At 56.4% G+C, this 25916-nt stretch carries 25 protein-coding genes; 6 read left to right on the top strand and 19 right to left on the bottom strand.

Annotated elements, in window-relative coordinates; translation table 11 throughout:
* Nucleotides 1–43 precede the first annotated feature (43 nt).
* From hemF to clpS, 4 genes are all read right to left on the bottom strand, one after another.
* Entirely contained in the window at nt 44–937 is an 894-nt protein-coding gene (hemF, locus tag ASD8599_RS03320; RefSeq protein WP_108827219.1) for an oxygen-dependent coproporphyrinogen oxidase, read from the bottom strand.
* Between the two features lie 79 nt (nt 938–1016).
* Nucleotides 1017–1817: an SDR family NAD(P)-dependent oxidoreductase gene (locus ASD8599_RS03315; RefSeq protein ID WP_108827218.1), complete on the bottom strand. Its 801-nt coding sequence runs from the start codon at nt 1815–1817 to the stop codon at nt 1017–1019.
* A 37-nt stretch (nt 1818–1854) separates the two neighbouring features.
* The gene (locus ASD8599_RS03310; protein ID WP_108827217.1) at nt 1855–2844 is read right to left on the bottom strand and encodes a class I SAM-dependent methyltransferase; all 990 of its coding nucleotides are present in this window, start codon (nt 2842–2844) and stop codon (nt 1855–1857) included.
* Between the two features lie 4 nt (nt 2845–2848).
* Nucleotides 2849–3190, bottom strand: a complete 342-nt coding sequence (gene clpS, locus ASD8599_RS03305; protein ID WP_108827216.1) for an ATP-dependent Clp protease adapter ClpS — start codon at nt 3188–3190, stop codon at nt 2849–2851.
* 98 nt (nt 3191–3288) lie between these two features.
* Here clpS and ASD8599_RS03300 point away from each other — a divergent pair, with 98 nt between their 5' ends.
* Together ASD8599_RS03300 and ASD8599_RS03295 are read left to right on the top strand one after the other, a co-directional pair.
* Complete coding sequence (locus ASD8599_RS03300; RefSeq protein WP_108827215.1) at nt 3289–3999, top strand: HAD family hydrolase; 711 nt, start codon at nt 3289–3291, stop codon at nt 3997–3999.
* 338 nt (nt 4000–4337) lie between these two features.
* Nucleotides 4338–5696 carry a D-alanyl-D-alanine carboxypeptidase family protein gene (locus ASD8599_RS03295; RefSeq protein WP_245925912.1) on the top strand — a complete coding sequence of 453 codons (1359 nt, stop codon included), beginning with the start codon at nt 4338–4340 and terminating at the stop codon, nt 5694–5696.
* A 283-nt stretch (nt 5697–5979) separates the two neighbouring features.
* Here ASD8599_RS03295 and ccoS read toward each other — a convergent pair whose 3' ends face one another.
* The 5 genes from ccoS to ASD8599_RS03270 all read right to left on the bottom strand — a co-directional run bounded on the left by ccoS (nt 5980) and on the right by ASD8599_RS03270 (nt 11209).
* A complete protein-coding gene (gene ccoS / locus ASD8599_RS03290) occupies nt 5980–6138 on the bottom strand; it encodes a cbb3-type cytochrome oxidase assembly protein CcoS (protein WP_108827214.1) in 159 nt (52 codons plus the stop codon).
* Nucleotides 6135–8288 carry a heavy metal translocating P-type ATPase gene (locus tag ASD8599_RS03285; RefSeq protein ID WP_108827213.1) on the bottom strand — a complete coding sequence of 718 codons (2154 nt, stop codon included), beginning with the start codon at nt 8286–8288 and terminating at the stop codon, nt 6135–6137. The genes ccoS and ASD8599_RS03285 overlap by 4 nt, the downstream gene beginning before the upstream one ends.
* A 4-nt stretch (nt 8289–8292) precedes the next feature.
* Nucleotides 8293–8751, bottom strand: a complete 459-nt coding sequence (locus ASD8599_RS03280; RefSeq protein WP_108827212.1) for a FixH family protein — start codon at nt 8749–8751, stop codon at nt 8293–8295.
* Complete coding sequence (ccoG, locus tag ASD8599_RS03275; RefSeq protein WP_181364541.1) at nt 8748–10202, bottom strand: cytochrome c oxidase accessory protein CcoG; 1455 nt, start codon at nt 10200–10202, stop codon at nt 8748–8750. The genes ASD8599_RS03280 and ccoG overlap by 4 nt, the downstream gene beginning before the upstream one ends.
* A 107-nt stretch (nt 10203–10309) precedes the next feature.
* A complete protein-coding gene (locus ASD8599_RS03270) occupies nt 10310–11209 on the bottom strand; it encodes a LysR family transcriptional regulator (protein WP_108827210.1) in 900 nt (299 codons plus the stop codon).
* Nucleotides 11210–11308: 99 nt separating this feature from the next.
* On the opposite strand from ASD8599_RS03270, the gene ASD8599_RS20230 reads away from it, so the two are divergent.
* Nucleotides 11309–11464, top strand: coding sequence for a hypothetical protein (locus tag ASD8599_RS20230; RefSeq protein WP_181364396.1), 156 nt, complete (start codon nt 11309–11311; stop codon nt 11462–11464).
* 10 nt (nt 11465–11474) lie between these two features.
* Complete coding sequence (locus ASD8599_RS03265) at nt 11475–12017, top strand: cysteine hydrolase family protein (RefSeq protein ID WP_108827209.1); 543 nt, start codon at nt 11475–11477, stop codon at nt 12015–12017.
* 22 nt (nt 12018–12039) lie between these two features.
* Here ASD8599_RS03265 and ccoP read toward each other — a convergent pair whose 3' ends face one another.
* The 4 genes from ccoP to ccoN are packed head-to-tail and all read right to left on the bottom strand — an operon-like array spanning nt 12040 to nt 15440.
* Nucleotides 12040–12903, bottom strand: coding sequence for a cytochrome-c oxidase, cbb3-type subunit III (ccoP, locus tag ASD8599_RS03260; protein ID WP_108827208.1), 864 nt, complete (start codon nt 12901–12903; stop codon nt 12040–12042).
* Nucleotides 12900–13085, bottom strand: coding sequence for a cbb3-type cytochrome c oxidase subunit 3 (locus tag ASD8599_RS03255; RefSeq protein ID WP_108827207.1), 186 nt, complete (start codon nt 13083–13085; stop codon nt 12900–12902). Before ASD8599_RS03255 ends, ccoP begins: the two co-directional genes overlap by 4 nt.
* A 14-nt stretch (nt 13086–13099) precedes the next feature.
* The gene (gene ccoO / locus ASD8599_RS03250; RefSeq protein WP_108827206.1) at nt 13100–13825 is read right to left on the bottom strand and encodes a cytochrome-c oxidase, cbb3-type subunit II; all 726 of its coding nucleotides are present in this window, start codon (nt 13823–13825) and stop codon (nt 13100–13102) included.
* Nucleotides 13826–13838: 13 nt separating this feature from the next.
* On the bottom strand, nt 13839–15440 hold the full coding sequence (gene ccoN / locus ASD8599_RS03245) for a cytochrome-c oxidase, cbb3-type subunit I (protein ID WP_108827205.1): 1602 nt from the start codon (nt 15438–15440) through the stop codon (nt 13839–13841).
* A 205-nt stretch (nt 15441–15645) separates the two neighbouring features.
* Between ccoN and ASD8599_RS03240 the strand changes: the two genes are divergently transcribed.
* A complete protein-coding gene (locus ASD8599_RS03240; protein ID WP_108827204.1) occupies nt 15646–16485 on the top strand; it encodes a universal stress protein in 840 nt (279 codons plus the stop codon).
* Nucleotides 16486–16497: 12 nt separating this feature from the next.
* Here the strand turns inward: ASD8599_RS03240 and ASD8599_RS03235 are convergent, their stop codons facing one another.
* Nucleotides 16498–17235, bottom strand: coding sequence for a hypothetical protein (locus tag ASD8599_RS03235; protein ID WP_108827203.1), 738 nt, complete (start codon nt 17233–17235; stop codon nt 16498–16500).
* 125 nt (nt 17236–17360) lie between these two features.
* Between ASD8599_RS03235 and ASD8599_RS03230 the strand changes: the two genes are divergently transcribed.
* Nucleotides 17361–18251, top strand: a complete 891-nt coding sequence (locus tag ASD8599_RS03230) for a hypothetical protein (protein WP_146188182.1) — start codon at nt 17361–17363, stop codon at nt 18249–18251.
* Between the two features lie 6 nt (nt 18252–18257).
* Here ASD8599_RS03230 and ASD8599_RS03225 read toward each other — a convergent pair whose 3' ends face one another.
* The 5 genes from ASD8599_RS03225 to ASD8599_RS03205 are packed head-to-tail and all read right to left on the bottom strand — an operon-like array spanning nt 18258 to nt 25916.
* Nucleotides 18258–19460 carry an ABC transporter permease family protein gene (locus ASD8599_RS03225; protein WP_108827201.1) on the bottom strand — a complete coding sequence of 401 codons (1203 nt, stop codon included), beginning with the start codon at nt 19458–19460 and terminating at the stop codon, nt 18258–18260.
* Entirely contained in the window at nt 19457–20191 is a 735-nt protein-coding gene (locus ASD8599_RS03220) for an ABC transporter ATP-binding protein (RefSeq protein ID WP_108827200.1), read from the bottom strand. The genes ASD8599_RS03225 and ASD8599_RS03220 overlap by 4 nt, the downstream gene beginning before the upstream one ends.
* A 3-nt stretch (nt 20192–20194) precedes the next feature.
* Complete coding sequence (locus ASD8599_RS03215; protein ID WP_245925911.1) at nt 20195–22120, bottom strand: vWA domain-containing protein; 1926 nt, start codon at nt 22118–22120, stop codon at nt 20195–20197.
* Nucleotides 22121–22136: 16 nt separating this feature from the next.
* Nucleotides 22137–23192, bottom strand: coding sequence for a hypothetical protein (locus ASD8599_RS03210; protein ID WP_108827199.1), 1056 nt, complete (start codon nt 23190–23192; stop codon nt 22137–22139).
* 3 nt (nt 23193–23195) lie between these two features.
* On the bottom strand, nt 23196–25916 hold the full coding sequence (locus ASD8599_RS03205; protein ID WP_108827198.1) for a virulence factor SrfC family protein: 2721 nt from the start codon (nt 25914–25916) through the stop codon (nt 23196–23198).

Here is a 25916-nt window from a genome sequence, read left to right as displayed (position 1 = left end):
TGAGCGCATGCTCAAGCGCGCCACATCACCAGACCAACCGGGCTTAAATCCACTTTGCCAACGGCGGTAAGCTCATCAAAACCGCGTTTGCGTCGTGGCCTGTTTCAAGACCAAACTTTGTGCCGCGATCATAAACCAGATTGTATTCAGCATAGAGCCCACGATGAACCAACTGCGCGTCTTTGTCGGCTTCTGACCAATCCTGAACACGGCGTTTTTCGACCAAAGGCAAGTATGCCGGCAGAAAGGCACGGCCAATGTCTTGGGTTAGCGCCAAATCTGCATCCCAATCGCCAGTGCAATGATCATCCATAAATATGCCGCCCACGCCACGGGCGCGGTGGCGGTGGGGAATGTAAAAATATTCGTCCGCCCACTCTTTCAGGCGGGGATAAAGATCAGCACCGTGGGGGTCCAAATGCGCCTTTTGCTGGTCATGAAAATGTGCCGTGTCTTCGGGGTACTCAATGCACGGGTTCAGATCAGACCCGCCGCCGAACCACCAGGCATGAGGCGTCCAGAACATGCGCGTGTTCATATGAACGGCAGGCGCATGGGGGTTTTGCATATGGGCCACCAATGAAATCCCCGACGCCCAAAAGCGCGGATCGTCTTTCATGCCGGGAATGCCCTTTCGGGCCGCCATTGCATTTTGGGCACGTTCACCCAAAGTGCCATAAACAGTCGAGATATTGACGCCGACCTTTTCGAACACGCGGCCCCCGCGCATGACGCTCATAAGGCCACCACCAGCATCACTGCCATCGTCGGATGTCCGTTTGGTTTCGGTCACTTCAAATGTACCGGGGTCGGCATCTGCCAATGGGCCTTCGGAATGGGACGCTTCCAGATCTTCGAACGCGGCAACAATCTGGTTACGCAAATCGCGAAACCAGTCAGCAGCGCGCACCTTTTGGGAATCAAACGTGTCAGTCATGGAAAGCTCCGAAAATATCTTGAAAGTGTCTTGTTTGGTTGACACTTTTCTAAACCAGAAAACAGGCCGATGAAAAGGTTTAGTGTGCAGGTGCTGCCACAGGATCAAGAAGGCTGCGGCCGCCGTCCACCGTGACGGTTTCGCCTGTCATGAAGCCCGACCCGTCAGAGCACAAGAACTGCACCGCATCCACCAATTCGCCAGGGCTGGCAATCCGACCAAGGGGCGTGTGGTCTTCGATATCTTCGCGCCATTCATGATGCTCCATCACAGAAGACTTCAAAGACGCCGACATCACCGATCCAAAGGCTACCGCATTCACGCGGATACGATGCGGGGCCAGCGACAATGCCATAGACCGCGTCATCTGTTCCATTGCAGCAGAGGCAATCGAATACCCCATCAACTGAGGCTGGGACCGATGCGCCGCAATAGACGACAGATTGACGATGGCGCCAGCGGGCCGATCGTTTTCCCCGTCCGATTGCTTGATCATGCGTTTGGCCACTTGCTGGGTCAAACGCAGGGCCGTCATCATGTTTTGCTCTAACAAAACAGACACAGAATCGTCTTCGACATCCATGGGATCGGTCGTCATGACCTGACGGGATGCATTCACCAGCACATCCACACGATCAAAGGCGTCAATGGTGGCGGAAATCAGATTGGCGATGGTCAGTCGTTGCCGCAAGTCACCGGCAAAGTAGCGCATATTGCCTTCGTCCAGCGCTTCGCCCAACTCTGCCTTCAAACGCGCTTCGTCCATGTCGGCACAGACAACATTGGCCCCGCGATCCGCAAAATCACGGGCAATCGACAGGCCAATGCCATTGGCGGCCCCGGTCACGATCACAGTCTTACCTTGAATGCTAAATGACATGCAGATTGTCCTTTATCGGGTCCGGATGAACAGCGTTTTAGCTGCGTTTTTTCTTCGGGCGCAGCGCGTGCACCAATTTGAACCGTGCATCGCCGCCCAAATCAACGATTTTCACAAAATGATCTGACAGGCTGTCTTCATAAGGCAGATGCCGGTTGGCCACCATCCAAAGACTGCCCGAAGGGGCAAGCATCCGCGCCGCCGCTGCAATAAAGGCACGACCCAACGCAGGGTCAGCTGCGCGCCCGGTGTGAAATGGCGGGTTCATGACAACGGCATCCACACGGTCTTGTGCCGCCCAAGTAGTCGCATCTGCCCAATGATAGCGGGCACGCGGGTCCGTAACATTGCGTTTCGCACATTCCAGCGCCATGTGATTGGCTTCCACCAGATGCACCGCATCCACAGCATCACGTGTCAGGATATGGGCCGACAAAAACCCCCAGCCGGCGCCAAGATCGACAACAGTCTTCCCAAGCTTCTGCGGCAAGGCGTCCGCCAGCATCGCCGACGCCACATCCACACCGTCTGCGGAAAACACCCCCGGCGCGGTCCAAAAACCACCCTCCGTCAACGCAGGACCCGCCGCCCAATCGGTCAGGTCTGGTGCCGTGTTCATCCAGTAAAGCTTACCGTGCGCCTTGTTGATGGGCCCGCTGACATCACCGCGTTTGCGCAAAGCTTTTAAAACCGCGTCCGCACCGTCAGTTTTTTGACCGTCCACAATCACTGGCCCATCCGTGACGGCAGCGGCCTGCGCGATCAATGCATAGGCTTCGGCCTTGGCACGCGGCAAACATACAATGCTTGCCACATAGCGGTCTTCGCACGCGACGCCGCAGCCATATCCCGCAGCATCAAAAGCATCATACATTGGCTTTGAAGGCTGGATAATATGCACACGGCGCTGATCCAAAGCGCCCAAATCCGCGCCCTCTGCGGGATGGAACACCGCGATACGGCCCACATCAGGCACGGCCAAACCGCCCCCCCCGTGCAAGGCCAAAGGCAAACGCGCACCTAACATGTGATTATTCTTCTTTTTCCATAGTGCATTGCAGTGGATGCTGATGCCGCCGCGCAAAATCCATGACCTGACCGACCTTGGTTTCGGCAATCTCATGGCTGAACACACCTACAACAGCCAGCCCCTTTTTATGCACGACCAGCATAATTTCAAAAGCTTGGGCATGGTTCAGACCAAAGAAGCGTTCCAGAATGTGAACGACAAACTCCATCGGCGTATAGTCGTCGTTCAGCAACATCACCTTATACAGCGGTGGGCGCTTGGTCTTCGGCTTGGTCTCGGTGATGACAGATGTATCGCCATCATCATCCGAAGAATTTGCCATCATCGTCGCATCAAAGTGCATGACCGCCCCGTTCTATCTGGTGTCAGAGAATCTACTTAGTGTACTAGGATGCGTTATATAACGTGCTTGAGGCGCGAGAAAAGGGGCCAGACCATTTCATGACGCACAGCATCACGACAATTGCCTTCGACGCAGACGACACCCTGTGGCACAATGAACGGTTTTTCAAACTGACCCAAGACCACTTTGCATCGCTTTTGGCAGACTATGTCGAGGGGCCCGATCTGATGGGGCGCCTTCTGGAAGCAGAGCGGCGAAACATCCTGCACTACGGTTTCGGGATCAAGGGTTTTGTATTGTCTATGATCGAAACGGCGCTGGACATCACCGACGGGCGGGTCCCGCAACACGTTATTCGCGATCTGGTCGAGACTGGTAAAGATATGCTGGCGCACCCCATAGAATTGCTGCCACATGCCCGCGAGGCGGTGGAAATCGCCAAAGTGTTCGGGCGTGTGTTGATCATCACCAAAGGGGATTTGTTGCACCAAGAACGCAAAGTGGCACAATCGGGGCTTGGCGATTTGTTTGATGGTGTCGAAATCGTCTCTGACAAAGTGGCAAAAACATACACCCGTATTTTTGACGCAGCGGGCGATGGCGCGGCGCGGGGCATGATGATTGGCAATTCCATGAAGTCCGATGTCCGCCCGATGATCGATGCCGGGGGATGGGGGGTCTTCGTGCCGCACGACCTGTCTTGGGACATCGAGCATGCGGAGGAACCAACCGACCACCCCCGCTTTCGCAAAATCGACGACCTAGGACAACTACCGGACCTGCTATCTGACCTCAGCAAAACAGGGTGACCCAACGAGACGTCTTTTCCTCAAATATCCCGGAGGAGACGCGGCACGCAGAGGGGCTGATCGCATGGCCCTGTGTGCCACATTCTTGACACAATGGCGGGTGTAGCGGTGTGCGGGTGATGCAACGCTACATGTTGGATTTCTGCACTGCAAAAAACTGGTTAATCACGCACTGCTAAGGGTTTATCGGAATGGGGAACTGTGCTACGTTTTCCCCATAAAAATAAGGGTACGCCGAAAAAATTGGTGACCCAGAGGCAGAAAAAGGCAGTTTCATCGTGAAGGTTCGGCACATATCGCCGGCCCGTAATGGGCTATTTCTATTCGCTGCAATCTGGATGCTGGTGGTCTTACCGCTCAGCGCCATGGCGGCACCCTATGCGGCATTCGTTATGGATGCCCGCACAGGTGAAGTCTTGCATGCCCGAAACGCGGACACGCGGTTGCATCCTGCGTCTTTGACAAAGATGATGACGCTGTACATCGCATTCCAAGCCATTGAACGTGGTGAAATCTCACTTGATACCAAAGTGACCATTTCCAAAAATGCCGCAGCTGAGCCACCCTCTAAATTGGGCCTGAAGCCCGGTCAGCGGATTGCCTTGCGGTACTTGATCCGCGCCGCTGCCGTAAAATCCGCCAACGACGCAGCCACTGCCATCGGCGAAGCCATTTCCGGATCAGAAGCGCGGTTTGCTCGCCGTATGAACCGCACCGCCAAACAACTTGGCATGACACGTACCACCTTCAAAAATGCGCACGGCCTGACCCAAAGCGGGCACTTGTCGACAGCACGTGACATGTCCACCATGGGGCGCCACGTCCTTTATGACTTCCCACAGTATTACAACCTGTTTTCCCGCAAAACAGCGGACGCCGGAGTGCGTACTGTGGCCCACACCAACCGTCGTTTCCTGTCCAGCTATCGGGGCGCGGACGGCATCAAAACCGGCTACACACGCGCCGCGGGCTTTAATCTGGTATCCTCAGCACAACGCGGCAACGAACGTATCATCGCCACCGTCTTTGGCGGTAAATCCACCGCCTCTCGCAACGCAAAAATTGCAGAGCTGATGGACTTGGGCTTTCGTCGGGCGCCATCAAACGCCCCCGTACGCAAACCTGCGGCCCCTGCCTACATTGCCGACAACGGGCAAAAGCCCAAAGGCGCGGGCAAAACCATCCGTGTCAGCGGTTCTGTGAAGAAAAGCCTGCGTCCCAAATCACGGCCCGGCGCGGCAGAAGCCCCCGTTCTTTTGGCGGCAGCGGTCACAACCACAGAGATCTTGCCGGATGACATTCAAAACGCTTTGCAAATCGCCCAACAGTCGGTCGCAGCACCTAAACCCGCGCCTGCTGCAAAGGTCGTCACCACACGCCCCAATGCGCGACCAGCAAATCTGGTGCTGGCACGTGCCATCCCCGAACCCGAAGTTGTCACGCGCCTGTCCACATCGGGGGGACGTCATTGGGGGATCAATGTAGGTCGCTACACAAGCCGCTACAAAGCCGAAAAAGTTCTGTTGAAAACCGCCCTGGCAGAGATGTCGACCTTGGACGGCACCTTGCGCAAGGTCGTGCGCCGCCCTCAGGGCTTTGACGCGAACTTTTTGGGGATGTCGCGCGAACAAGCCGATCTGGCCTGCCGACGTCTCAAATCGCGCAACACCACCTGCTTTATGGTTGGACCGTCCTAGGGTCAGGACCCATTAATTGTGCGCCGTCAGTTTGACAGATTTTTTCGCTGACAAGAAGCATCTGTGCAAGAATAGTGGTTCTATTTCAAACAGATGTGACGCAGTCAGCGGGAAAATCCGTCAAACCCAGAGGGCGACGATTTCACTTCATTTCAGCGTCGTGGAACGCTTGCAAATAGAACTACTATTTGCGGCACGTCCCAAACCACTGAAATCTTGTGAAATTGCCGCTGACGGCGCAGAATTAATGGGTCCTGACCCTAACGGTCCCACCAGTTAAGCGTCAGGGCTTTGGGTGATCATCCCACTGATCATCCAGAATGCGTTGGCTGTCGCCTTCCGGATCATCGTATTGCCGACTGCGTAGGGTATAAACAAACCCCGCCAATCCAATACCACCCAAGATCAGCGAAATCGGGATAAGATATGTCAGGATCGTCATGACCGCACCCGAAGTGCGTTCAAGGACACCGTGATGGACGAGCTGGACATCGCCAACGCTGCAATCAAAGGCGTGGCAAATCCGGCTGCGGCCAAAGGCACCGCTAAAATATTGTAGATCGTTGCGATCTGGAAATTTTCCTTAATACGTTTTGTAGCGTTTTTTGCCGTTGTGATGGCCTCTACCAAAGGCGCAAGGCTTTGCCCCAACAACACCACATCCGACGCTGATCGCGCCGCATCCAAAGCGCTTGCAGGCGAAATGGACACATCAGCCGCTGTCAAAGCCACGGTGTCGTTCAAACCGTCCCCCACCATCAGAACGCGGGCACCCTGCCCTTGCAGGTCACGGATCATGTCAAACTTTTGCTCGGGACGCATGCGCGCGTGGGCTTGGGTGATACCAAGACGTGCAGACACGTCATCCACCGGACCTTGCGCATCCCCGGACAGCAAAATCACGTCCAGACCAGACTGCTGCAAAGCTGCAATCAGATCCTTGGCACCGGCCCGTAGATCATCTTCGAAAGCCAATTTATAATTTCGCCCGCCTGCTTTCAATATCGACGTGGTGTGCGCCGTGTCCGATGAAACATCACCGCGCCCCAGCCGAACGGTTTCCCCATTCCAAAGACCGGAAATGCCTTCGCCCGACCGTTCAACAATGTCCGCAACATCCGCCCTTGCGCCGCTTTGCGCCGAAATGGCTTTCGACAGTGGGTGGGCTGAGACATCCGCCAACCGCAACGCAACGGCTTGGATGCCTTGCGGCAACGCGTCCCACCCCAAAAGGCGTGGTTGGCCTGTGGTCAATGTGCCGGTCTTGTCGAAAACAACTGTGTCGACCGTCGCCAAGCGTTCCATCGCCGTTGGGCTTTTCACCAAAAGCCCCTTACGAAACAAGCGACCAGCCGCTGCGGTTGTGACCGCGGGGACAGCCAACCCCAACGCGCATGGGCAGGTGATGATCAGAACTGCCGCTGCAATATTCAGCGCAAGCCGCAAATCCCCTGTCCCCAACCACCACCCTGCAAATGCCAATGCCGACAGGATGTGAACACCCGGTGCATAAAGCCCCGCCGCCTTGTCCGCCAACGCCGTATACCGTGACCGTCCGCTTTCCGCGATGGCCACAAGCTCTGCCATCTGGTGCAGCGATGTGTCCTGACCAACTGCAGTCGCCCGAACCGTCAAGGGGCCTGTCATGTTGATCTCGGCGGCTTGCACCGTGGCCCCGACGGCCACGACAACCGGGTTTGTTTCTCCTGTGACCAAGTGCCGGTCCAGCTCAGATTGCCCCTCGATCACAACACCGTCCACAGGCATTCTGCCGCCCGGACGCACCAGAACAAGATCGCCCACCTTGATCTGCACCAAATCCGTTTCAACCGGTGTGCCATCCACCATCAACAAAGCACGTGGCACTTCCAGGGCTGTCAGTTCTTGCGCCGCTGACCGTGCTGCCGCACGGGTGCGAAATTCAAGATAACGACCGGCCAACAGGAAAAAACAAAGCGTCAACGCCGCATCGAAATAGGCATGTTCCCCCGACAAAGCCGTTTCATACAAAGATGTCCCGACCGCCAACAGGATCGCCAAGGAAATGGGCACATCCATATTCAGGCGCCGCGCCCGCAACGCCCTGAAAGCGCTTGAGTAAAATGGCTGTCCCGCGAAGAGCACCGCAGGCAAGGTAATGGCCGCAGAAATCCAGTGAAACAGATCCCGCGTCGCATCCGACGCACCTGACCACACAGCAACCGACAACAACATGACGTTCATGGCCGCAAATCCTGCCACGGCCAAACGCATCAACAGCTCGCGCCCTGCCTTGTCCATTGCAGTCGATGCAACAGCGCCCGAATCCAGTTCATGCGCCTCAATACCTGCGGCGTTCAAGGCATCCACCAAGGCAGAGGCCCCGACATCCGTCTTGGGCGTGATCGTGGCACGCTTTAAAGTCAGGTTCACACGCGCGATTTCCACATCGGGATGCCCATTCAAAGCGCTTTCTGCAGACCGGATACAGCGCATGCAGTGGATCGCAGGCAAGGACAACAAAATGTCCCCGGCTTTTGGGCGAACTACAGGCATCTGCGCAGGCACCGCCACGCATCCAGGACACGCCATCGGCCTGACTGCCTCAGCCATCGGTTTACCCTTTCACATGCAAGATGACGCGCTGTTCAAAGGCCGTTCCATCAGCTGCCTGCGCCACCATTCGAATGTTCCAATTGCCCGGCGCAAGATCGGCTTGCGCGGTGTATCCTTTCCCATCAAACCGGAAATCCGGCACCATGTCACTTTGAACATGGGTGGCACGCCCAAGGGTCGCGGACAGGCGTTGCGCTTTGACAGGCTGTCCGTCTGCGTCGGAAATGGTCAATCGCACTTCACCGTTCTGCGCATGTGCTGTGACCTGCCAGCCCAGTGACTCCTGGGCATCGCGGCGCACGTCAAAGCTTTGGGAAGCAACATAGGAGTTTTTAACCTCAACCCCCGGAAAACTGCTGACTGCATTATAGGCCAGCGTCAGATTGACCGTGATGATGATGCCGAAGCCAACGGCGAACATGCTAAACACATGCCATCCTGTCAGTTTGCGTGCGCTCATGATCCATCTCCTTTTCCGGTGAATGAGGTGTCTTTGTACGCCCGTTCGCCCCCACCCAAAGCTTCGACCCAAATGCGCACATCCGTGCTGCGGGCCGCAACAGGATCAGACCCGTTGGGTGCGATGATGTACACCCTTTTCAATACGGTTGTATCGGCGGGAACGTCCACAGATTCGTAAGGTGTGCCTTCAATCTGGACGCGAAATTTGGGGTGTCCCTTTACGCTGATCCGGAACGTCTGAGGGTGCAAATCCTTGTTGCGCAAACGCACATCGTAGGTGTTGCGGATTGAACCATCCGACAAGGTGATGAAGGTCGGGCTGCGTACAGGGGCAACGGTCAGCTCAACATCGGACCGAATGAACAATGCAAACACAAGGGCGAAACCTACGGCGGCCCACATGCCGGAATACATCAATACCCGAGGGCGCAAGACGTGTTTGATAACAGAGCGCGGTGCCGCGCCGTTGCGTTCTGCCTCTTCGTCCGTCAACGCCATGTAATCGATCAATCCGCGTGGTTTGCCAATCTTGTCCATGATGTTGTCGCAGGCATCGATACACAGCGCACATGTGATACATTCAAGCTGTTGGCCATCGCGGATGTCGATGCCAGCAGGGCAAACATTCACGCAAGCCATACAGTCAATGCAGTCCCCTTGCGGTTCGGTTTTTGCAAGCTCCGAATGCTTGCGTGGCTCTCCCCGCCATTTGCGATAGCCCACAACCAACGTGTCGGGGTCCATCATCGCCGCTTGAATGCGCGGCCACGGGCAGGCGTAGTTGCAAATCTGTTCGCGCGCAAAGCCGCCAAAAACAAAGGTCGTCGCGGTCAGGATCGCAATTGTGGAATAGGCGGCGGGATGCGCAGAAAATGTCACAAGATCGCGCGCCAGCGTCGGCGCATCTGCAAAGTAAAAAACCCATGCCCCCCCGGTGGCCAACCCGATCAACAGCCATAGAAACCATTTCGTCAGGTTCAGTCGCGCTTTGCGCAAATCCCATTTCTTTTGGCGGTGTAGGCGAAGCCGCGCGTTGCGGTCGCCTTCAACCCATCTTTCCACAAGGATAAATAGGTCGGTCCAGACGGTTTGCGGGCAAGCATATCCACACCACACGCGTCCCAAGGCAGAGGTGAACAAGAATAACCCCAACCCTGCCATGATCAGCAATCCAGCGACAAAGTAGAACTCGTGTGGCCAAATCTGGATCCAGAAAAAATAGAAACGACGCCCCGCCAGATCCAACAAAACGGCCTGATCGGGCAAATCCGCACCGCGATCCCAACGAATCCACGGCAGCAGGTAGTAGATGCCCAAAGTGATGCCCATAATGTACCATTTGAGCGTGCGGAATTTGCCCGATACCCGCTTTGGGAAAATCGGTTCGCGAGCCACATAAAGGCTCGGGGCCGGGTCAGTGCTGCTCAAGGCTTTGCTCCTAATGCGCATGTTTGTGTTGTGTATGACATGGCAGGCGAACTCCGACTTTGACATGGGTCAAACCGTAGCGATCCGTTCACAGCGATGCCCTCACAAGGGTTGATACCGCGTGCCAGTCACATTTTTCTTAAGGCGTCGGTTTCTTTGCGCAACGTGCGCCGCAACCAATGGACAAAAGCCTTCAAGGGCGGGCGCGGCACACCGGAATGGGTCACAATATGGTACCCTGCCCCGTCGCGATCCTCTTCAAACAGCTTCACAAGACGCCCCGCTTGCAGGTCACGTTCAACAAAACACTCTACGGTCACGATCACGCCTTGACCATCACGCGCACCGTCCAGCATCAGATTGCCCGGCACTTGGATGAAACTGCCCGTGATCCCGCTGGCAACCCCGTGTTTTTGCAACCAAGTTGTCCCTTCGGAGCGCCCGAATTCTTCTAACCACGGGGCCTCTTTCAAGTCAGAAGGTTGCGTGATTGTGTGCCCTTTTATCAAATCAGGCGAAGCCACAATGACCATCGGGCATTCCATCCATATTTCCGAATGAAGCCCAGGCCACGGCCCTGTGCCATAGCGGATTGCCACATCCACGCCATCCGGTGACACCGGAACCAAATCAGCGCTTGGGTCCACGAGAATATTGATTTCGGGATGCTGTGCGCGGAAATCAGGCAAGCGCGGCATCAACCATGACGCCGCAAACGATGGTGTAACCGACAGGTGCAAAGGCCGCGCGTCGTTGGCCCCCGTGATGTGCGCGGCCGCATCAGCCATTTTGGCAAAGCCTTCCAATGCAGCATCAGCCAGATGCCGGCCTTCGTCGGTCAAAGACAATGCGCGGCCAGATCTGTCCAAAAGCGCCACCCCAAGGTGCTTTTCCAGCGCCTTTAATTGTTGGCTCACCGCTGCATGGCTAACGCCCAGCGCGGCACCGGCTTCCGCCACCCCGCCGGTTTGGACAAAAGCGGCAAAAGCCCGAATTCCAGCCAAAGGGGGAAGGTCACGCCATTTCATATGTTAGATCATCTTACATTTGTGAATTTCGATTGAATCGCATTCTGTGCCGCATTGCCCAATATAGCAAGAACAGAGAAACCTCACAGGAGAAAACAGATGTTAAATATCCTAGCAAAATCTTTCACAACAGCCACACGTTCAAACATTGTGCGGGTGCGCGACGTCAAACCCAAAACAACCCATAAGCGTTGGCTTCCAAGCGGCCACTGGTTCTTATCACCCACCCGCGACATTGACGTCACCAAGCTGTAAGGATTGCCACATGACACGGACAGCCTTGCTGCTTGTAGACATCCAGAACGACTATTTCGAAGGCGGGCTTTGGCCGTTGCATCAGATGAACCGCGTGGCCCGGACCGCAGCCACCGTTTTGGCCAGGGCCCGTGAAAACGGCCGCAAGGTAATCCATGTTCGCCATGAGGGCGCATCAGATGCGCCCTTTTTTCGCCCCGGCACACAAGGCGCAAAAATCCATGCCAGCGTGTCGCCTGTGTCAGGTGAGCCTGTCGTGCTAAAACACCGCCCCAACAGCTTTCATGAGACCGAATTGCTGGGCATACTGCGCAAGGCCGGCGTCACCCGCGTTCAAATTATCGGCGCGATGGCGCAGATGTGTATCGACGCCACGGCGCGGGCCGCACGAGATTTCGGATTTGAAGTCGAAGTTATAGCAGACGCAGTGGCCGCCAAATCAGTGGCATGGAATGAACACAACGTGTCAGCAACGGATGTGCATGCAGCCTTTATGGCCAGCTTGTCAGGCACCTATGCAACTGTGGTGCCACACGCAAAAGAGGCCAGCTGAAAAGCTGGCCCCGTTTGCTTGATTATTCGCCACCACCAAGTTGGTGCACATAGGCAGACACGGCACGAATTTCGGCCTCCGACAGGCGGTTGGACCATGGCGGCATGACGCCGTATCGGCTGTAGGTTACAGTTTCGCGCAACGTATCGACGTCGCCGCCATACAGCCAGATTGCGTCCGCCAAGTTTGGTGCCCCTTGATCGCGATCGCCCAACCCTTGTTCACCGTGACACGCAGAACAATTGTCCTCATATATAACGGCCCCAGCATCCACCAAGCTCGCGTCTTGCGGTGTTTCTGACAGCGACATGACAAAATTGACAACCTGCTCGATTTCTTCAGGTTCCAGAATTTCGCCAAAGGCAGGCATTTCGGAATACCGCGCATCATCATCGTCTTCGTTGCGAATACCGTGGGCCACGGTCAGATGGATGTTTTCGATGTCACCCCCCCACAGCCAGTCGTCATCCGACAGCACAGGGTATCCCGCAGCCCCAAGGCCACCTTCGCGCCCGTGGCATTGTACGCAGAATGTGTTGAACACAGCCTTGCCCGAAGATGTGGCGTAGCTTTCCAGTTCCGGGTCGGTGATGATTTCGCCTAAGTCAACCGAAGCCAACCGCGTGTTGATCGCTGCATTTGCGGCATCGACTTCTGCGATTTGTTCTACCACTTCACCGCGCGTGGAGTACCCAAGCATCCCGCTTGTTGCCGCCGACACCAAAGGCCAAGCCGGATAGGCAATTGTATAGCCAATCCCCCAAACGATGCAGAGATAGAAGGTGTACAACCACCACCGCGGCATCGGGTTGTTCAGTTCTTCGATCCCGTCCCAGCTGTGTCCGGTGGTCCCGATTTTCTTGTCGTTCTCGTTCAGTTTGGTCATTTTTTTGCCTCCCTATCAGGGGCGGGTTTGTCATCGTTGCGGAACGGGATGTTTGCGGTGTCCTCAAAAGCTTTACTGCCACCGGGCCGGAAGGCCCAAATGCCAATGCCCACGAAAATGCAAAACAAAAGCAACAACATCCAGCTGTCTGCGAACTCACGCAAAAGGGAATAGGTTTCCATATCAGCCCCCTTTCTTAGCGGCTTGCATCAGGCGTGAAGGTCGAGAAATCGACCAGTGTGCCCAGCATTTGCAGATAAGCAACCAACGCATCGGCTTCAGAAATACCCGGCGCCCCGTCAAAGTTGCGCACCTGCGCCCCGGGATAGCGTTCCAGCATTTCCTCGTAATCGCCGTCGGGATCGATTTGCACCTTGAAATCTGCCTGCGCCATTTCGATCATTTCGGGTGTGTAGGGCACCCCCACAAGCCTGTGCGTTTTCAACAGGTCTTCCACGTATTCCCCGTCGATCATGGTCCGCTCCAGGAACCCGTATTTCGGCATGATGGATTCAGGCACCACCGCTTGCGGGTCACGCAGGTGGTCGATGTGCCAATCATCCGAATAGCGCCCGCCAACCCGCGCAAGGTCTGGCCCTGTCCGCTTGGACCCCCACTGGTGCGGGTGGTCGTACATGGATTCTGCGGCAAGGCTATAGTGTCCGTAGCGTTCGACTTCATCCCGCATCGGCCGGATCATCTGGCTGTGGCACACATAGCACCCTTCGCGCACGTAGATGTCGCGCCCTGTCAGTTCCAGCGGCGAATAGGGCCGCATCCCTTCGACTTTCTCGATGGTGTTTTCAAGGTAGAACAGCGGCACAATCTGTACCAGCCCCCCGATGGTCACCACCAAAAAGCTGAAGATCAGCAACAGGCTTGCGTTCTTTTCGAGGATCTTATGGCGATCAAGAATACCCATCGTCGTCCCCTCCTTATTCTGCTGGGACAGCTGTCATCAGCCCGGCTTTCGCCGGAGCTGCACGCACAGTCATCCAAAGATTGTAACACATGATGATCGCACCGGTGAGGAACAGAACCCCGCCCATACCGCGCACAACATACATCGGGAATTTGGCTGCAACCGTGTCTGCAAAGCTGTTCACAAGGAACCCGTTTGCATCAACTTCACGCCACATCAGACCTTCCATAATGCCGGTCACCCACATAGAGGCCGCATAAAGAACGATACCGATTGTCGCCAGCCAGAAGTGCCAGTTCACAAGGCTCAGGCTATACAAACGCTCACGTTTCCACAGCACCGGCACCAGATAGTAAAGTGCGCCAAAGGTGATCATACCGTTCCAGCCAAGTGCGCCGGAATGCACGTGCCCGATGGTCCAGTCGGTGTAATGCGACAGCGAATTCACCGCGCGGATCGACATCATCGGCCCCTCAAAGGTGGACATGCCGTAGAAGGCCAGCGACGTCACCATCATCCGGATCACCGGATCGGTGCGCAGCTTGTCCCATGCGCCTTGCAGAGTCATCAAACCGTTGATCATGCCGCCCCAGCTTGGCATCCAAAGGATGATGGAAAAGACCATGCCAAGGGTCGCCGCCCAATCGGGCAACGCGGTGTAATGCAAGTGGTGCGGACCCGCCCAGATATAAAGGAAGATCAGCGCCCAGAAGTGGATGATCGACAATTTATACGAAAACACAGGACGCTCGGCCTGCTTGGGAATGAAATAGTACATCATGCCCAAGAACCCCGCCGTCAGGAAGAAGCCCACGGCGTTGTGACCATACCACCACTGCACCATGGCGTCCTGCACGCCGGAAAAGACCTGCACAGACTTAGACCCCCAGATCGACACGGGGATCGAGATGTTGTTGACTACATGCAGCATCGCGACGGTGACGATGAAGGCCAGAAAGAACCAGTTGGCCACGTAAATGTGTGGCTCTTTGCGCTTGACGATGGTGCCCAAGAACACGGCCAGGTAGGCCAACCACACGACGGTCAGCCACAAGTCAACATACCACTCAGGTTCCGCGTATTCCTTGGATTGTGTGCCGCCCAGCAAATAGCCGGTGGCGGCCAGAACGATAAACAGCTGGTAGCCCCAGAATACGAACCATGCGGTATTGCCGCCCCATAGGCGTGCGGCGCATGTGCGTTGGACGATAAACAATGACGTACAGATCAGGGCGTTGCCCCCAAACGCAAAAATGACGGCAGAGGTGTGCAAGGGACGCAAGCGACCGAAATTGGCAAGACCTTCGGCCCATTCGAAGTTCAGCGCCGGAAAGGCCAATTGGAAGGCGATGACAACGCCGACCAAAAAACCGACAACACCCCAGAAGGCGGTGGCAATCACACCCGCCCTTACAACGTCATCCATATATTCGTTCTGGGGGGCCACAAACACCGGTTCATCGGTTTGTCGCAGGGTGATCAAAAACAATCCCCCGGCAACAACCATGAACAAAACCATGTGGACCTGATACGCTAAATCGCGGGCATAACTCGCAGCGATCATGGAAAAAAGCGTCAACAGCCCCAGCACGAAAAGCTTCACATAATTTGCCATTCTACCGTCCTTCTTTAATAGGCACGATGAGGCCAGCGCACAGGGGCGCACACCGCATCGTTACATTGCTTGTGAAGGACTGGCCTTAACAAGGCTTTGATCTGCATCAAATCAAACCGGAAAATCGCTTGATGCGCGTCAATGCGACACGCGCAGAACAGTGGCAGTCTTCCCATATGTCGTTCAGCCAAATGGGAGATGACACATGACCTTTAAATCTATCATGACCGTTCTGACGGAAGGCACCGATGGTATGACTGCTTTGCCCCCTGCGATGGCGCTTGCACAGCAGTATGATGCACATCTGGACGCGTTGGCCCTTGGATTGGATCGCACGCAAACCGGTTACACTTATGGCGACATCAGTGCGCTGGTGCTGGAAACCGCGCGTGCGGCTGCCATTCAGGAAGCCGAAGCACTGGAAAGTCAGGCAACGCAAGTGCTGCGTGGTGCTTCGGTGCGCGCGGCGATCATGAAGGCGATTGCCACAACCAGCGACATCACTCGCGTCGTGGCCAGTCACGCCCGCTTTAACGATCTTGTCGTGCTGAATCAGCCCTATGGTCCAGACGCGGGACCCGATGCAGCGGCCGTGGTTGAAGCCTGTCTTTTCGATGCAGGCGTCCCCACTTTGATCTGCCCAAAACACATCACTCAGGCAACAGCCCCGCGCCGCGTTGTTCTGGCGTGGAACGAAAGCGCCGAAGCCTTGGCAGCTACCCGCGCCGCCTTGCCAATTTTGAAGGCGGCCGAAACTGTGTTCATAACCGTCATTGATCCGCCCACGCATGGCCCGACCCGCAGTGATCCCGGCGGCCCCCTCAGCCAGATGCTGGCCCGTCATGGTGTTCGATGCGAAGTTGATGTTTTGGGCAAAACCCTGCCGCGCATCAGCGATGTGTTAAACCGCCACGTTCAGGATAAGGACGTCGATATGCTGATCATGGGGGCATATGGCCATTCGCGTTTCCGCGAGGCGATCTTTGGTGGGGCGACCCGCAACATGCTTGAGGGGGCAACCGTCCCTGTGTTTATGGCAAGATAACGATTGCGCAGTTCATTGCGGCGGCGGGGCCCGATCAAAGCCAACGGTCGCCTTGCCGCCGGTTTCGGGTTGCAGCGTCTCACAGATCGCACCTGCACCGTCTTGGGTGCAGGTGATTTGGCGTTTGTGGATGTAACCGGTGTCTCCGCAGGCCAGATTGCCCGGTTCAATGAATTGCAAACCGCCGCCAGAAAACTCTGCGCGCACTGTGCCTTCGCAGGTCACACCGTCATTGGATTGCATCGTCTGGGTCCCGTTGCCATGCGCGTCAAAACACATCTGCCACTGCGCATACGACCGGATTTCTCCCGTATCGACGTCGCGCGTTCTGTATGTCGTGTCCAAAGCCCAGCATCCATATAGCATTTCAAGATCTTGCGCGTTCCAGGCTTCATCCGTCATGGGGGCTGTCGGATCAGGGGGCGCTTTTACACATTGGCGGGCTGCCAGTTCGCGCTCCAGCTCAAAAATGCGCCGTTGCAGATCCAGCCCCTGCCCCATGGATGCATCAAGCGCTTGTGCAGTTGCGATTTCCGAAGGGGCTGCGCACGCCGACAAATACGTGTTCAAGAAGGGCAAAGGCAGCGCACAGGCCCGCAACAAAAGCACAGCCGCCACACCAACGAGAGCCGTCAGAACAAAAGATCCAAACACAATTGGAAAGGCGAGGCGTGAAGACATCAATAACAAAAGCCACAAATTCAGGTCGAATTCAGAGTTGCCGATAATTCCAGCACGGTCAATGCGCACCCTGACCGAAACCCGGTGACAGGTTTCCCCATTTTGAGTAACCTAAGGTACGCAAAGCTGTGCCATAAAGTGCGCCTCTTTTTCTGGGTACAAAGGATATGTCTGTGTCAGTTTGGAAGTCTTTGATGCCAAGATCTCTTTTGGCCGCAACCCTCATGGTGATTATTGCAGTGGCGTCCCCCCAAATCGTCGTGGCCCAACACGACGCCCGCAAGGTGCTTTGGTTCAACGGCATGCCCGATATCCCGCCCACCTTCACAACACGCCATCGCAAGAAAATGTCTAATTATGTAAATGGATACCGCGACGGCACAGCCTTTGACGTCACATACACACATCGCACCAGCGGCGGGGGGCTGGCCGCAGCCTTGTCCGCAGCCCAATACGATATTGTTGTGTTGGATATGACCAACCGCGATGCGCTGATCAACGCAAAAGACCAAGAGGCCTTGCGCCAATTTTACGGCACCGGGCGTTCTGCTTTGATGCTGGATGGGTCCTTTGCCATCCGCAGCATCGACATCAACCCAACCACAAAATTTCCCGGCGTCAATAAATCCGGGGGCGGTTTGCTTATGAACCAGATGTACGCGCTGTCAGAGAACGGCGGCGGCATTTTGATCGGCACTGATCACGACATCTGGCAGTCCAATGCCAACAAGGCCCTGCAGGCGATCCTGCCGCAAGCCCAGTTCCAAGGCACCACAAATCCGTCCACAGACGGGGATTTCATCGGCAATGTGCTTTTGGCGTCGCGTGTGATTGTGACCGCCCGCGACCTGCTAAAACATTGGGAATCCGTGCCAAACCAAGGCGAAGCGCCTGTGGGCACCTTTGCCGATTTCACAGGTCAGACCGTCACCCTGTTTTCGCTTGTCGAAACGGCAGACAAGCCGGGGGGTGGACGCAAACGTCCTTATATTTCGGCAAGTTTCTCGCCGGGGCGTGAACGTATTCCCATCGACAGCGCCGACAAGGTGTTTGAAAACATGCCGACCCACTCGACCAAACCGTAAAGCTTTCTACGTCGCTCCGTCCCGAAGCACGTCCGCCGGATCGACACGGGCAGCACTGCGCGCCGCGAAAAACGACGCAGCGCCTACAAAAGTCAACGTGATGCAAACGATCAACGCAGCTTGCGCGAAGGTCAGCACAACCAATCCGCCTTTCGCCGTCAGGGCGCTATCAAACAGCGTCTCGGCCACGATGCCCGCGATAAAGTACAATCCAAAACTGACACAAAGACCCGCCACTGCAGATACCAGCGCCTGTACAACCGGAAATAACCACAAACGGTTCGGGCCAATCCCAAGCAACGCAAGTGCTGCAAGCGTTTGGCGTTTGCGGGCAACTTCGCCCCAAAACCCAAAGATCAGTGCCGCAGACAAACCCAGACTGGCCACCGCTGCTGTCAGCAAAAGCGCAATGTTTAAATTGCGGCCCAGTGTCAGGATACCGCTGACTTCTGCTGTTCGGGCCTCTGTCTGGATGCCGAATTTTTCTTCAATGCGTGATTGCAAAGCGGCAAGTTGCGTCAGATCCCGCGCAAACACACGCATGCCTTCAAAGGTGGTGACACGGGCGGCCACATCCTTGCCTTGGGTGATGCCGTGATCGGGCAGTGCGTATTCATCATAGAAAGCTTCTACCAAATCCAGCACCGCGATGTCCGCCAAAACAGAGCGGCCGGAAAGCCGCGCGTCGGGCAGCACAGCGATGACATTGAGGGGCAGCATCAACTGGCGCGGACGGTCACTGGCTTGCGTAAAAATCTGGGCAGTATCGCCTGCCTTCATGTCCAGCTGGCGGGCCAAACTGGCGCTAAGCACTGCATCCATCGGCCCCAACTCCACGCCTTGCGGCAAGGTCGGATCGCCTGTGCCTGAAGGCACAAGGATCGCATCACGTTTGGGTGTCGCACCGGCACGGCGCACGTTTACAAAGTCGAAAACGCTGCGTGTTTTGGCCGTGGCGAAACCGGTTTCGGGCCAACCCGCCACCAGATCAATGTCCTGTTGGGTAAAGCTGCTGTTGCCTGTGGTCTCGATGCGCAAAGTGGCGGGGTCGTTCAAAAGCTGACCAATCAGCGCATCGTAAACACCGTTCTTTACCCCGAAGATCACCATCAAAGGCACCAGAACACCTGCCAGAATGGCCACGTTGCAAATCAGGTGAATGCGTTCGCGCAACAAGTCGCGCAGGGCAAGGTCGACCAGCAACTTCATGCAAGGGCCTCTTGGTGCATCAACTGGCTGCGCGCCTCTGCAGCGCCGGGTGCGCTGACCAGTTCCAGGGCCACACGGCGCATCGGGAATTGGTCCAGAAGGGCCAGATCATGAGACGAGATTATGACCCCCGCCCCGCCTGTCGCAGCCACATCTATCAACAAGCCCATAGCGGTGCTTGCAGCCCCCGGATCAAGAGCGGCCGTTGGTTCATCCGCAATCACAAACGCAGGCCTGTGGGCCAAGGCACGCGCGATGGCAACACGTTGGCGTTGTCCGATAGACAGCGATCCGGGGCGCAACTGGCGCACATCCCCCAGCCCCAACTGGCCCACCAGATGGTCCTGCCATGCAGCATCTTCACGCCCTGAAATGCTTTGCGCCAAATGAATGTTTTCTGTCACAGACAAAAACGGCAGCAGCCCGCCGCTTTGGGGGACAAAGCCAAACATATCCGCGCGAACCTGCGCAGGGGATTGCGCACCCGGCGTCCAAACCGACGCCAGATCAAGGGTTCGCGTATCCGAAGATATTCCAAACGCCGTCACAGCACTGGGGCGGCGCAACAGGCCCAACAGTTCAAGCAACAACGTCTTGCCAGTGCCACTTGGTCCCGTCAGCCCCACGGCTTCGCCTGCCCCGATCGACAGGTCCGGCACCGATAAGGTGAAGCGGCGTTCGCGGTCTGCCAAGCTGACTTCAACGCCTTTCAGGATCAGACGTGCAGGCATGGATCAGGGCAGCACATCAAAGGGCATCGCAAACACATGCTCTCCGTCAGGGGCTCCGTCAAACAACGGCGTCCACACAGAGCTGTCGAACAGCCACTTGCGATACTGCACCAGTTTTTGGCGCATCCCGTCAATCAAGCTGCGGCGCATCATGGCGCTTTCGGCCCACCGCTGTTCAGACATACCCAAAACCTGACTTTGATAAGGCAAGCGGTCCAGAAACTCCAAAGCGCCGCCCAGAGTATCCGCATTCGCGTTCACCAACAGATCAGGGTTTTGCGCCATATCCGCAATCAACCCGCGCACCTGTCCGAAAAAGTCGATGGATTGTTCGGAGGACTGCGCCGTTTCACCGATGCGCACCATATTATCAAGAAAGTCCGCCATGCTGGCCATTTCGTTCTTTGTTACCAGAAGTCGCGGTTCAATCGCCAAGCGGTTCGGGGCCTCAACCGCGCGGTTTGACACCCAGCCCTTGATGACATCGGGCGCTTGGGTGCCTTTTTGCTCACCCAACCATGCCAGTTGCATAGCACGGCCCAATTCCACCAGCTTGTCGCCTGCTTCCTCGTTGTTCAGAACGGTGTCTTCGCCACGCACAAGGCGCACGTGGTCTGTCAAAGCGGTGACAAGCCGCGTCACAACCCCTTCAAAGGCAGGCTCTGATCCGCCTTCGATAGGGAAATAAAATTCCTGTCCCGCAAAACGCGACAATTCGCGATACCGGCTGGCAGCGTAAGCGTGATTGCCAGCCCCGTTGGGTGTTTTCAGGTGCAATGTCATGACCACGATGTTGCGGCCTTCAGCATCTTTTTGCAGCTCGACCGTGCCAATTTCTGAGCGTGAATTGGGGTCACGGGGGTCTTTTGGTCCAGCATCGGTCACAAGGATCACATAGCGCGCGTCGATCTTGTCGCCGTCGCCTTTGGCCTGTTCCCAATCAATCTGGTCAATGGCATCCTCAACGCCAGCAAGGCTGTCTTCGTTGAACCCCGGCGAATTGGCCCGCGCCACGTTTGTGGCTTGCCCAATGGCTGCCAGCACCGGTGTTTGATCCCGACGTCTCTCCAATCCGATCAATGTTTCGGTGCGATATTCCAGTTCAGGCACAGCTTCGATGTTGTCGCGAAAACCAATCACGCCAAAGTTCACCAGTTTGCCGATTTCAGTTCCTTCAATCTGGCGCACGGTGTTTTGCAGCACACGTTGGGTCAGCGAAATATAGTTTTCCATCGACTGCGTGGTATCCAGAACAAATACGATCCCCACATCAAAAGCGGCGTTGTCTGTGGTCAGGGTTTGTGCGTTTTTGGGCGCTTGTTTTGGTACCGAAGCCACCTGCATCATGAGGATTTCATCGTAGGTCAGCGGGTGCAGCGCCTCTGTGAAGTCCAAAATCGGCATCAGATACAGATCATCACGGATATTGACGAATTCGGCAGGTTCCACCGAAACCACACCACGTTCGCCCCCTGTCAGGCCCGCCGACGCTTCGGCCACCAGACGTTCTTGGACGTCGCGCAGCGCCTCGTGGTTCATCAGCCATTCCAGATCCGGCTGCGTATCAAACAACAACTGACGGCTACGCCCCGCCGCATTTGTGAAGGCGCCCACGATGTTTTGCTTCCACTGCACGGTGCCCGGTTCGCGCACCCAGCCTTCGGGGGAGGCATTTGGGCTGGGCCCGACTTCGATCCAGTCGCCATTGCGGGCAAAAACATAAAGCGGCTGAAACGCAGGGTACGTGTCTGTTGCAGGCCCTTCAGGTGCACTGTGCTGCATGATGCCGGGACGGGTCAGAACCCGTTCGTAAATGGATGTCGTGCCCTCAAGCGTCAGCGGCTTGCGGTCCTGCGCCATGACACTGGTGCCCAGCATCAAGATCATCGCAACAGTGGCGGTCAGGCGGTGTGGCAGCGCGGATAACATGGGCAGAGTTCCTTGGTTACTGGCAGTGATCTTCACGCGCACTTGCAGACAGCGTGTCGGTTTTTAGCAAAAGACGGCGACACACAGCTTGCAAACGTGATTGCGCCTGTGTCGATCCTGCATTGATGGCGCGGGCGTAATAATCCGCCGCACGGGCGGGATCATCTGCGAAGGTCAGCCCGATGGTGCCTTCGATCTCTTTTTCGGTCACACCGATATCGTAAAGTGCGCCAAACAGGTTCAACGCATCGGCATCATTGGCCGCAGCCCCTTGTTCCACCAGGCCCAACGCGCCATCGGGTGACACGGCACTGCCACAGCTGCGCAGCTTGTCGGCCATGGCGGTAAACCCTTGGGATTGCATGCTGGCCAAAGCCCCCACATCACATCCATCCGCAACTGCGGCGCGCGATGTTTCGGGCGCAGGGGCAGGCGCCGGTTCTTCAGGCTGTGCCGCGTCTTCCATACCAAACAACAAATAATTGGCGACGATTGCCGCAACAGCAAGAAGCGCCAGAAGGATCAACAACAAACGCCAACGTGGGCGGCGTTCCTCTTCTTCGTCTTCCCAATCCTCATAGTCGCCAGCGTCATCTTCAAGCGCGTCTGGGGCAATCTCTTCTTCCAGACCATCCGACGGATCGGGCATCACTTCTTCGGGGACTGGATCAGGTTCAGCCACTACAACCATTGGCTTTTTAGCCAAGGGCGTGGCACCGGTTCCGCCAATATCCCCAACCACAGCCTCATCCGGGCCGGCGTTGATATCGTCAGGCCAATACGTATCAAACCCGACGCCGCCGACTTCAATGCGAACAGGCGTGTCTTCTTCCAACTGATTGACGATGTCCGGCCCAACAATCAGCCGCAGCGCACCCCCGTCTTGGGTCGCTCCACGTGCTGGCAGTTCAGCACGGTTGGGCTGCCAGCCTTCCGGCCCCAACCACTTTTGCTGGTAGCTGTTGTAGACGGCGACACCCACTGGATCGCTGGCGGCGGTTGCCCCTTCGATCGTGATTTCCGCAAAGCCGCCACGCGGGTGCTTCGGGTCTGGTCTGATGTCTACTACCACGTCTTATCCCACATTTGGCGAAAGCTCTGACAGAACGCCACCCAAGCGGATGTTCTGTTCGATGTTTACGGTACCTGCGTCTCCGTCTTTGGCGTTTTCCACGAATAGTGAATCCAACGCAAACACCCAGTCGGTCCAAGCATCTGCAGCAGAGGCCCTTGGCACTGCAGGCAAGCTGTCTGCGCTGTCCGCCCCTTTGCGGCGCTCGAACGCGGGACGGCTTTCACCATTGCCCAGGTCGATCACCAAACCCTTCCCGTTCAGCATATCGCGTGCGCCAAGCATCGTGACAAAATTATTGATCCGTTCCGAACACACAATAGCGGCAGAGGGGGCCTGCTTGTCCACTGTCAGCCCATAAGAAATCCCTGTCAGCATGCCCATGATCCCATCGCGGACATCCACACGGCTAAAGCCATGCACCATCTCATTCACCAGATTGCCTGCCGTTTCTTCGTTCAATTGGAAGACAGCCAGTTTTTCATCGTCTTCGCGGAACCGTGCAAGCCCTTCCATCCAAACGGCAATCGCGGTGTCGGCTTGAAAGGCTTCGGGGGTCATGGTGCGAATAGACTGTGCGGCAGGTGGCGCTTTTGTTGTGTCACCCGCATCCAAAGTTGGCGCAGGTGATGGCCGCGCGGGGGCACCGGGACGCAAAGGTGCACCCGGTCGTGCAGGGGCACCGGGGCGCACCGGAGCACCCGGACGCGTGGCCGCTGGCGCCGCAGCCGCCATGGCCGGTTTAGGTGCTTCGCTGGTCACGGCGTTTGTGATCCGAATGGAAGACGGTACGCGCGAAATGCGGTCTTGTACCGCGTCCTGATCCACTGACAGCGCGTTCAAAAACGCACCAAAGCGGTGATGCGAAAGGGTCATTTCCAACCCGTCGATTATTTCTGCTGCGGCCAGTCGTTTTTCTTCAATCCGCTTTTCCACATCGTCCGACACATAGAATTGCGCCAGTTCTTGATGGACTTTGCCAGCCAGCGCGTCGATTTGCGTGGTGATCTGGCGCAGCTTGCTTTCGGGTTTGCACACTTTGGTCAGTTCTTCGATCAGATAGCCAACGCCACCGTCGTTCAGGGTCAGTGCCGCATCCCATGCCCGTTCAGGCTGCTTGAAATGCGTCTGTACCGATGGCGTTTGCAAACAACCGGCTTTCAGTTCCGCAACCCGCGCAAGCTTTTCGGCGCGAATGGCCGTTTCGCGTTCTTGATCGTCGTATTCGATCAACCCTTCGACAAAGTAGTTCGGGTTACGCAACCAATAGCAGTTCTGGAACGCTTGGCTGTCGGTCCACTTATGAACCCACGATTCCGTCAACTTGCCAAACCCTTTCAGCAAGGACGCATCCATCCGCCTCTCAAACCGTTCGCTTTCATTGCCGCCCGACGCGCTTTCACCCAGATGCTTGTCGAACTTGGTCATCACGAAAAACAAAATGCAGTCGTTTTGCGCCCGCTCAGCCGGGGTGCTGCCATGCGTCAGGTCGATCCATTGTTCGACAAGCCCCGGCAGACTTAGCGTTTCCATGTTGCTGTCCGGCACACACAAAAGCATTGATGTGATTTCTTGGTTGGACACGTAGCGGTCAAACAAATAGGCCACTTTGCCGCGCAACAGCATGTTGGTCACGGCCTCTTCGGGATTGCGCAATGTCACGGACAGCGGCGCTTCAAAGCGGTTGCGTGCCCCCGGAAAGTCCAGCAAGTCTGTCTCGCCGAAGAAGGGCGAAGGTTGCTCCTCCATGGGAAACACCAATTCCGCCGCCAAAGCCGTGACAATGGCACGGTTCAGTTTGCCGTTTTTGCCCGCGGCCGTCTGGATATCCAGCATATCCTCGCCTTCCGGACCAAACAGCCCACCCAGCGTATTCACATCAATAATCGAGGTTTCGCGCGGCTGCAGGGAATCGAGCCCTGCGTAGATGACCTCGGCGTGGTTGATGGTCGCCAACGCCTTCGCAAGCTTGATATACAAATCCGTCAACGGCGCATATCCGCCCCATAGGATCGACAAGAATTGCCCGCGATCTTCGGGTGTCATGCGCGGCGCCAATTCCGCGGCTTCATCCCAGAAACCGCCCAAGTTAAAGGCATAAGCGGATTTGCTGATCCATTTCTGGACGTAATCCGCGATTTCAAAGACCTCTTCATAATCCAGCCCCCCCACATCCGTGCTTTGGGCTTTGGGGGTATGCGCCGCAAAATGCGCGGCCAACTGGTCTGGACTGGGCGGTTCTTCGGACAGGTCCCCGTCTTCATAAAAGCTGTTGATTAGCGTGCGGGCGATATCAGCTTCGGTCAGCAGGTTCAGCTGGATGGGAAAGCCGTCAGGCGTGGGTGCACGGCTCATGGTGAAGCGGGTGACAAGGCCGGTGGATTCGCCGTCGCCTGCCGGGTTGACTTGGCTGATGTAGTCCAGCTTGCCGCCGGGGCCGTTGAAATCAGCGACCAAACGGCCTTCGTTTGGACGCGCCAGCACCGACACCAAAAAGGACTTGCCGGCTTGCGACGGGCCAAACACGCTGACGCTCATCTTGGTTTGGGCCGCGCGTCCCAGACGTTCTGCGCGACGGGCAGATTTGCGCAAAACTTTGGGCAGATGGGCAGTGCGCCCTTCTACGGTCTGGGCGTTTTCGGGATCGTTGATCCAATCGAGTGCTGCACGCGAAAGCCGCGCAACGTCAGTGCATCGGGTCGAAAGGGCGTCTTGTTGGCTCAT

The sequence above is a fragment of the Ascidiaceihabitans donghaensis genome, from assembly GCF_900302465.1.
Lineage (GTDB): Bacteria > Pseudomonadota > Alphaproteobacteria > Rhodobacterales > Rhodobacteraceae > Ascidiaceihabitans > Ascidiaceihabitans donghaensis.
This window is presented reverse-complemented; position numbering and strand designations above follow the sequence as displayed.

What these genes read in the sequence shown, in the direction of transcription:
- hemF (WP_108827219.1), bottom strand. Translation starts at nt 937, where the DNA reads ATGACTGACACGTTTGATTCCCAAAAGGTGCGCGCTGCTGACTGGTTT.
- ASD8599_RS03315 (WP_108827218.1), bottom strand. Translation starts at nt 1,817, where the DNA reads ATGTCATTTAGCATTCAAGGTAAGACTGTGATCGTGACCGGGGCCGCC.
- ASD8599_RS03310 (WP_108827217.1), bottom strand. Translation starts at nt 2,844, where the DNA reads ATGTTAGGTGCGCGTTTGCCTTTGGCCTTGCACGGGGGGGGCGGTTTG.
- clpS (WP_108827216.1), bottom strand. Translation starts at nt 3,190, where the DNA reads ATGCACTTTGATGCGACGATGATGGCAAATTCTTCGGATGATGATGGC.
- ASD8599_RS03300 (WP_108827215.1), top strand. Translation starts at nt 3,289, where the DNA reads ATGACGCACAGCATCACGACAATTGCCTTCGACGCAGACGACACCCTG.
- ASD8599_RS03295 (WP_245925912.1), top strand. Translation starts at nt 4,338, where the DNA reads ATGCTGGTGGTCTTACCGCTCAGCGCCATGGCGGCACCCTATGCGGCA.
- ccoS (WP_108827214.1), bottom strand. Translation starts at nt 6,138, where the DNA reads ATGACGATCCTGACATATCTTATCCCGATTTCGCTGATCTTGGGTGGT.
- ASD8599_RS03285 (WP_108827213.1), bottom strand. Translation starts at nt 8,288, where the DNA reads ATGGCTGAGGCAGTCAGGCCGATGGCGTGTCCTGGATGCGTGGCGGTG.
- ASD8599_RS03280 (WP_108827212.1), bottom strand. Translation starts at nt 8,751, where the DNA reads ATGAGCGCACGCAAACTGACAGGATGGCATGTGTTTAGCATGTTCGCC.
- ccoG (WP_181364541.1), bottom strand. Translation starts at nt 10,202, where the DNA reads ATGCGCATTAGGAGCAAAGCCTTGAGCAGCACTGACCCGGCCCCGAGC.
- ASD8599_RS03270 (WP_108827210.1), bottom strand. Translation starts at nt 11,209, where the DNA reads ATGAAATGGCGTGACCTTCCCCCTTTGGCTGGAATTCGGGCTTTTGCC.
- ASD8599_RS20230 (WP_181364396.1), top strand. Translation starts at nt 11,309, where the DNA reads ATGTTAAATATCCTAGCAAAATCTTTCACAACAGCCACACGTTCAAAC.
- ASD8599_RS03265 (WP_108827209.1), top strand. Translation starts at nt 11,475, where the DNA reads ATGACACGGACAGCCTTGCTGCTTGTAGACATCCAGAACGACTATTTC.
- ccoP (WP_108827208.1), bottom strand. Translation starts at nt 12,903, where the DNA reads ATGACCAAACTGAACGAGAACGACAAGAAAATCGGGACCACCGGACAC.
- ASD8599_RS03255 (WP_108827207.1), bottom strand. Translation starts at nt 13,085, where the DNA reads ATGGAAACCTATTCCCTTTTGCGTGAGTTCGCAGACAGCTGGATGTTG.
- ccoO (WP_108827206.1), bottom strand. Translation starts at nt 13,825, where the DNA reads ATGGGTATTCTTGATCGCCATAAGATCCTCGAAAAGAACGCAAGCCTG.
- ccoN (WP_108827205.1), bottom strand. Translation starts at nt 15,440, where the DNA reads ATGGCAAATTATGTGAAGCTTTTCGTGCTGGGGCTGTTGACGCTTTTT.
- ASD8599_RS03240 (WP_108827204.1), top strand. Translation starts at nt 15,646, where the DNA reads ATGACCTTTAAATCTATCATGACCGTTCTGACGGAAGGCACCGATGGT.
- ASD8599_RS03230 (WP_146188182.1), top strand. Translation starts at nt 17,361, where the DNA reads ATGCCAAGATCTCTTTTGGCCGCAACCCTCATGGTGATTATTGCAGTG.
- ASD8599_RS03225 (WP_108827201.1), bottom strand. Translation starts at nt 19,460, where the DNA reads ATGAAGTTGCTGGTCGACCTTGCCCTGCGCGACTTGTTGCGCGAACGC.
- ASD8599_RS03220 (WP_108827200.1), bottom strand. Translation starts at nt 20,191, where the DNA reads ATGCCTGCACGTCTGATCCTGAAAGGCGTTGAAGTCAGCTTGGCAGAC.
- ASD8599_RS03215 (WP_245925911.1), bottom strand. Translation starts at nt 22,120, where the DNA reads ATGTTATCCGCGCTGCCACACCGCCTGACCGCCACTGTTGCGATGATC.
- ASD8599_RS03205 (WP_108827198.1), bottom strand. Translation starts at nt 25,916, where the DNA reads ATGAGCCAACAAGACGCCCTTTCGACCCGATGCACTGACGTTGCGCGG.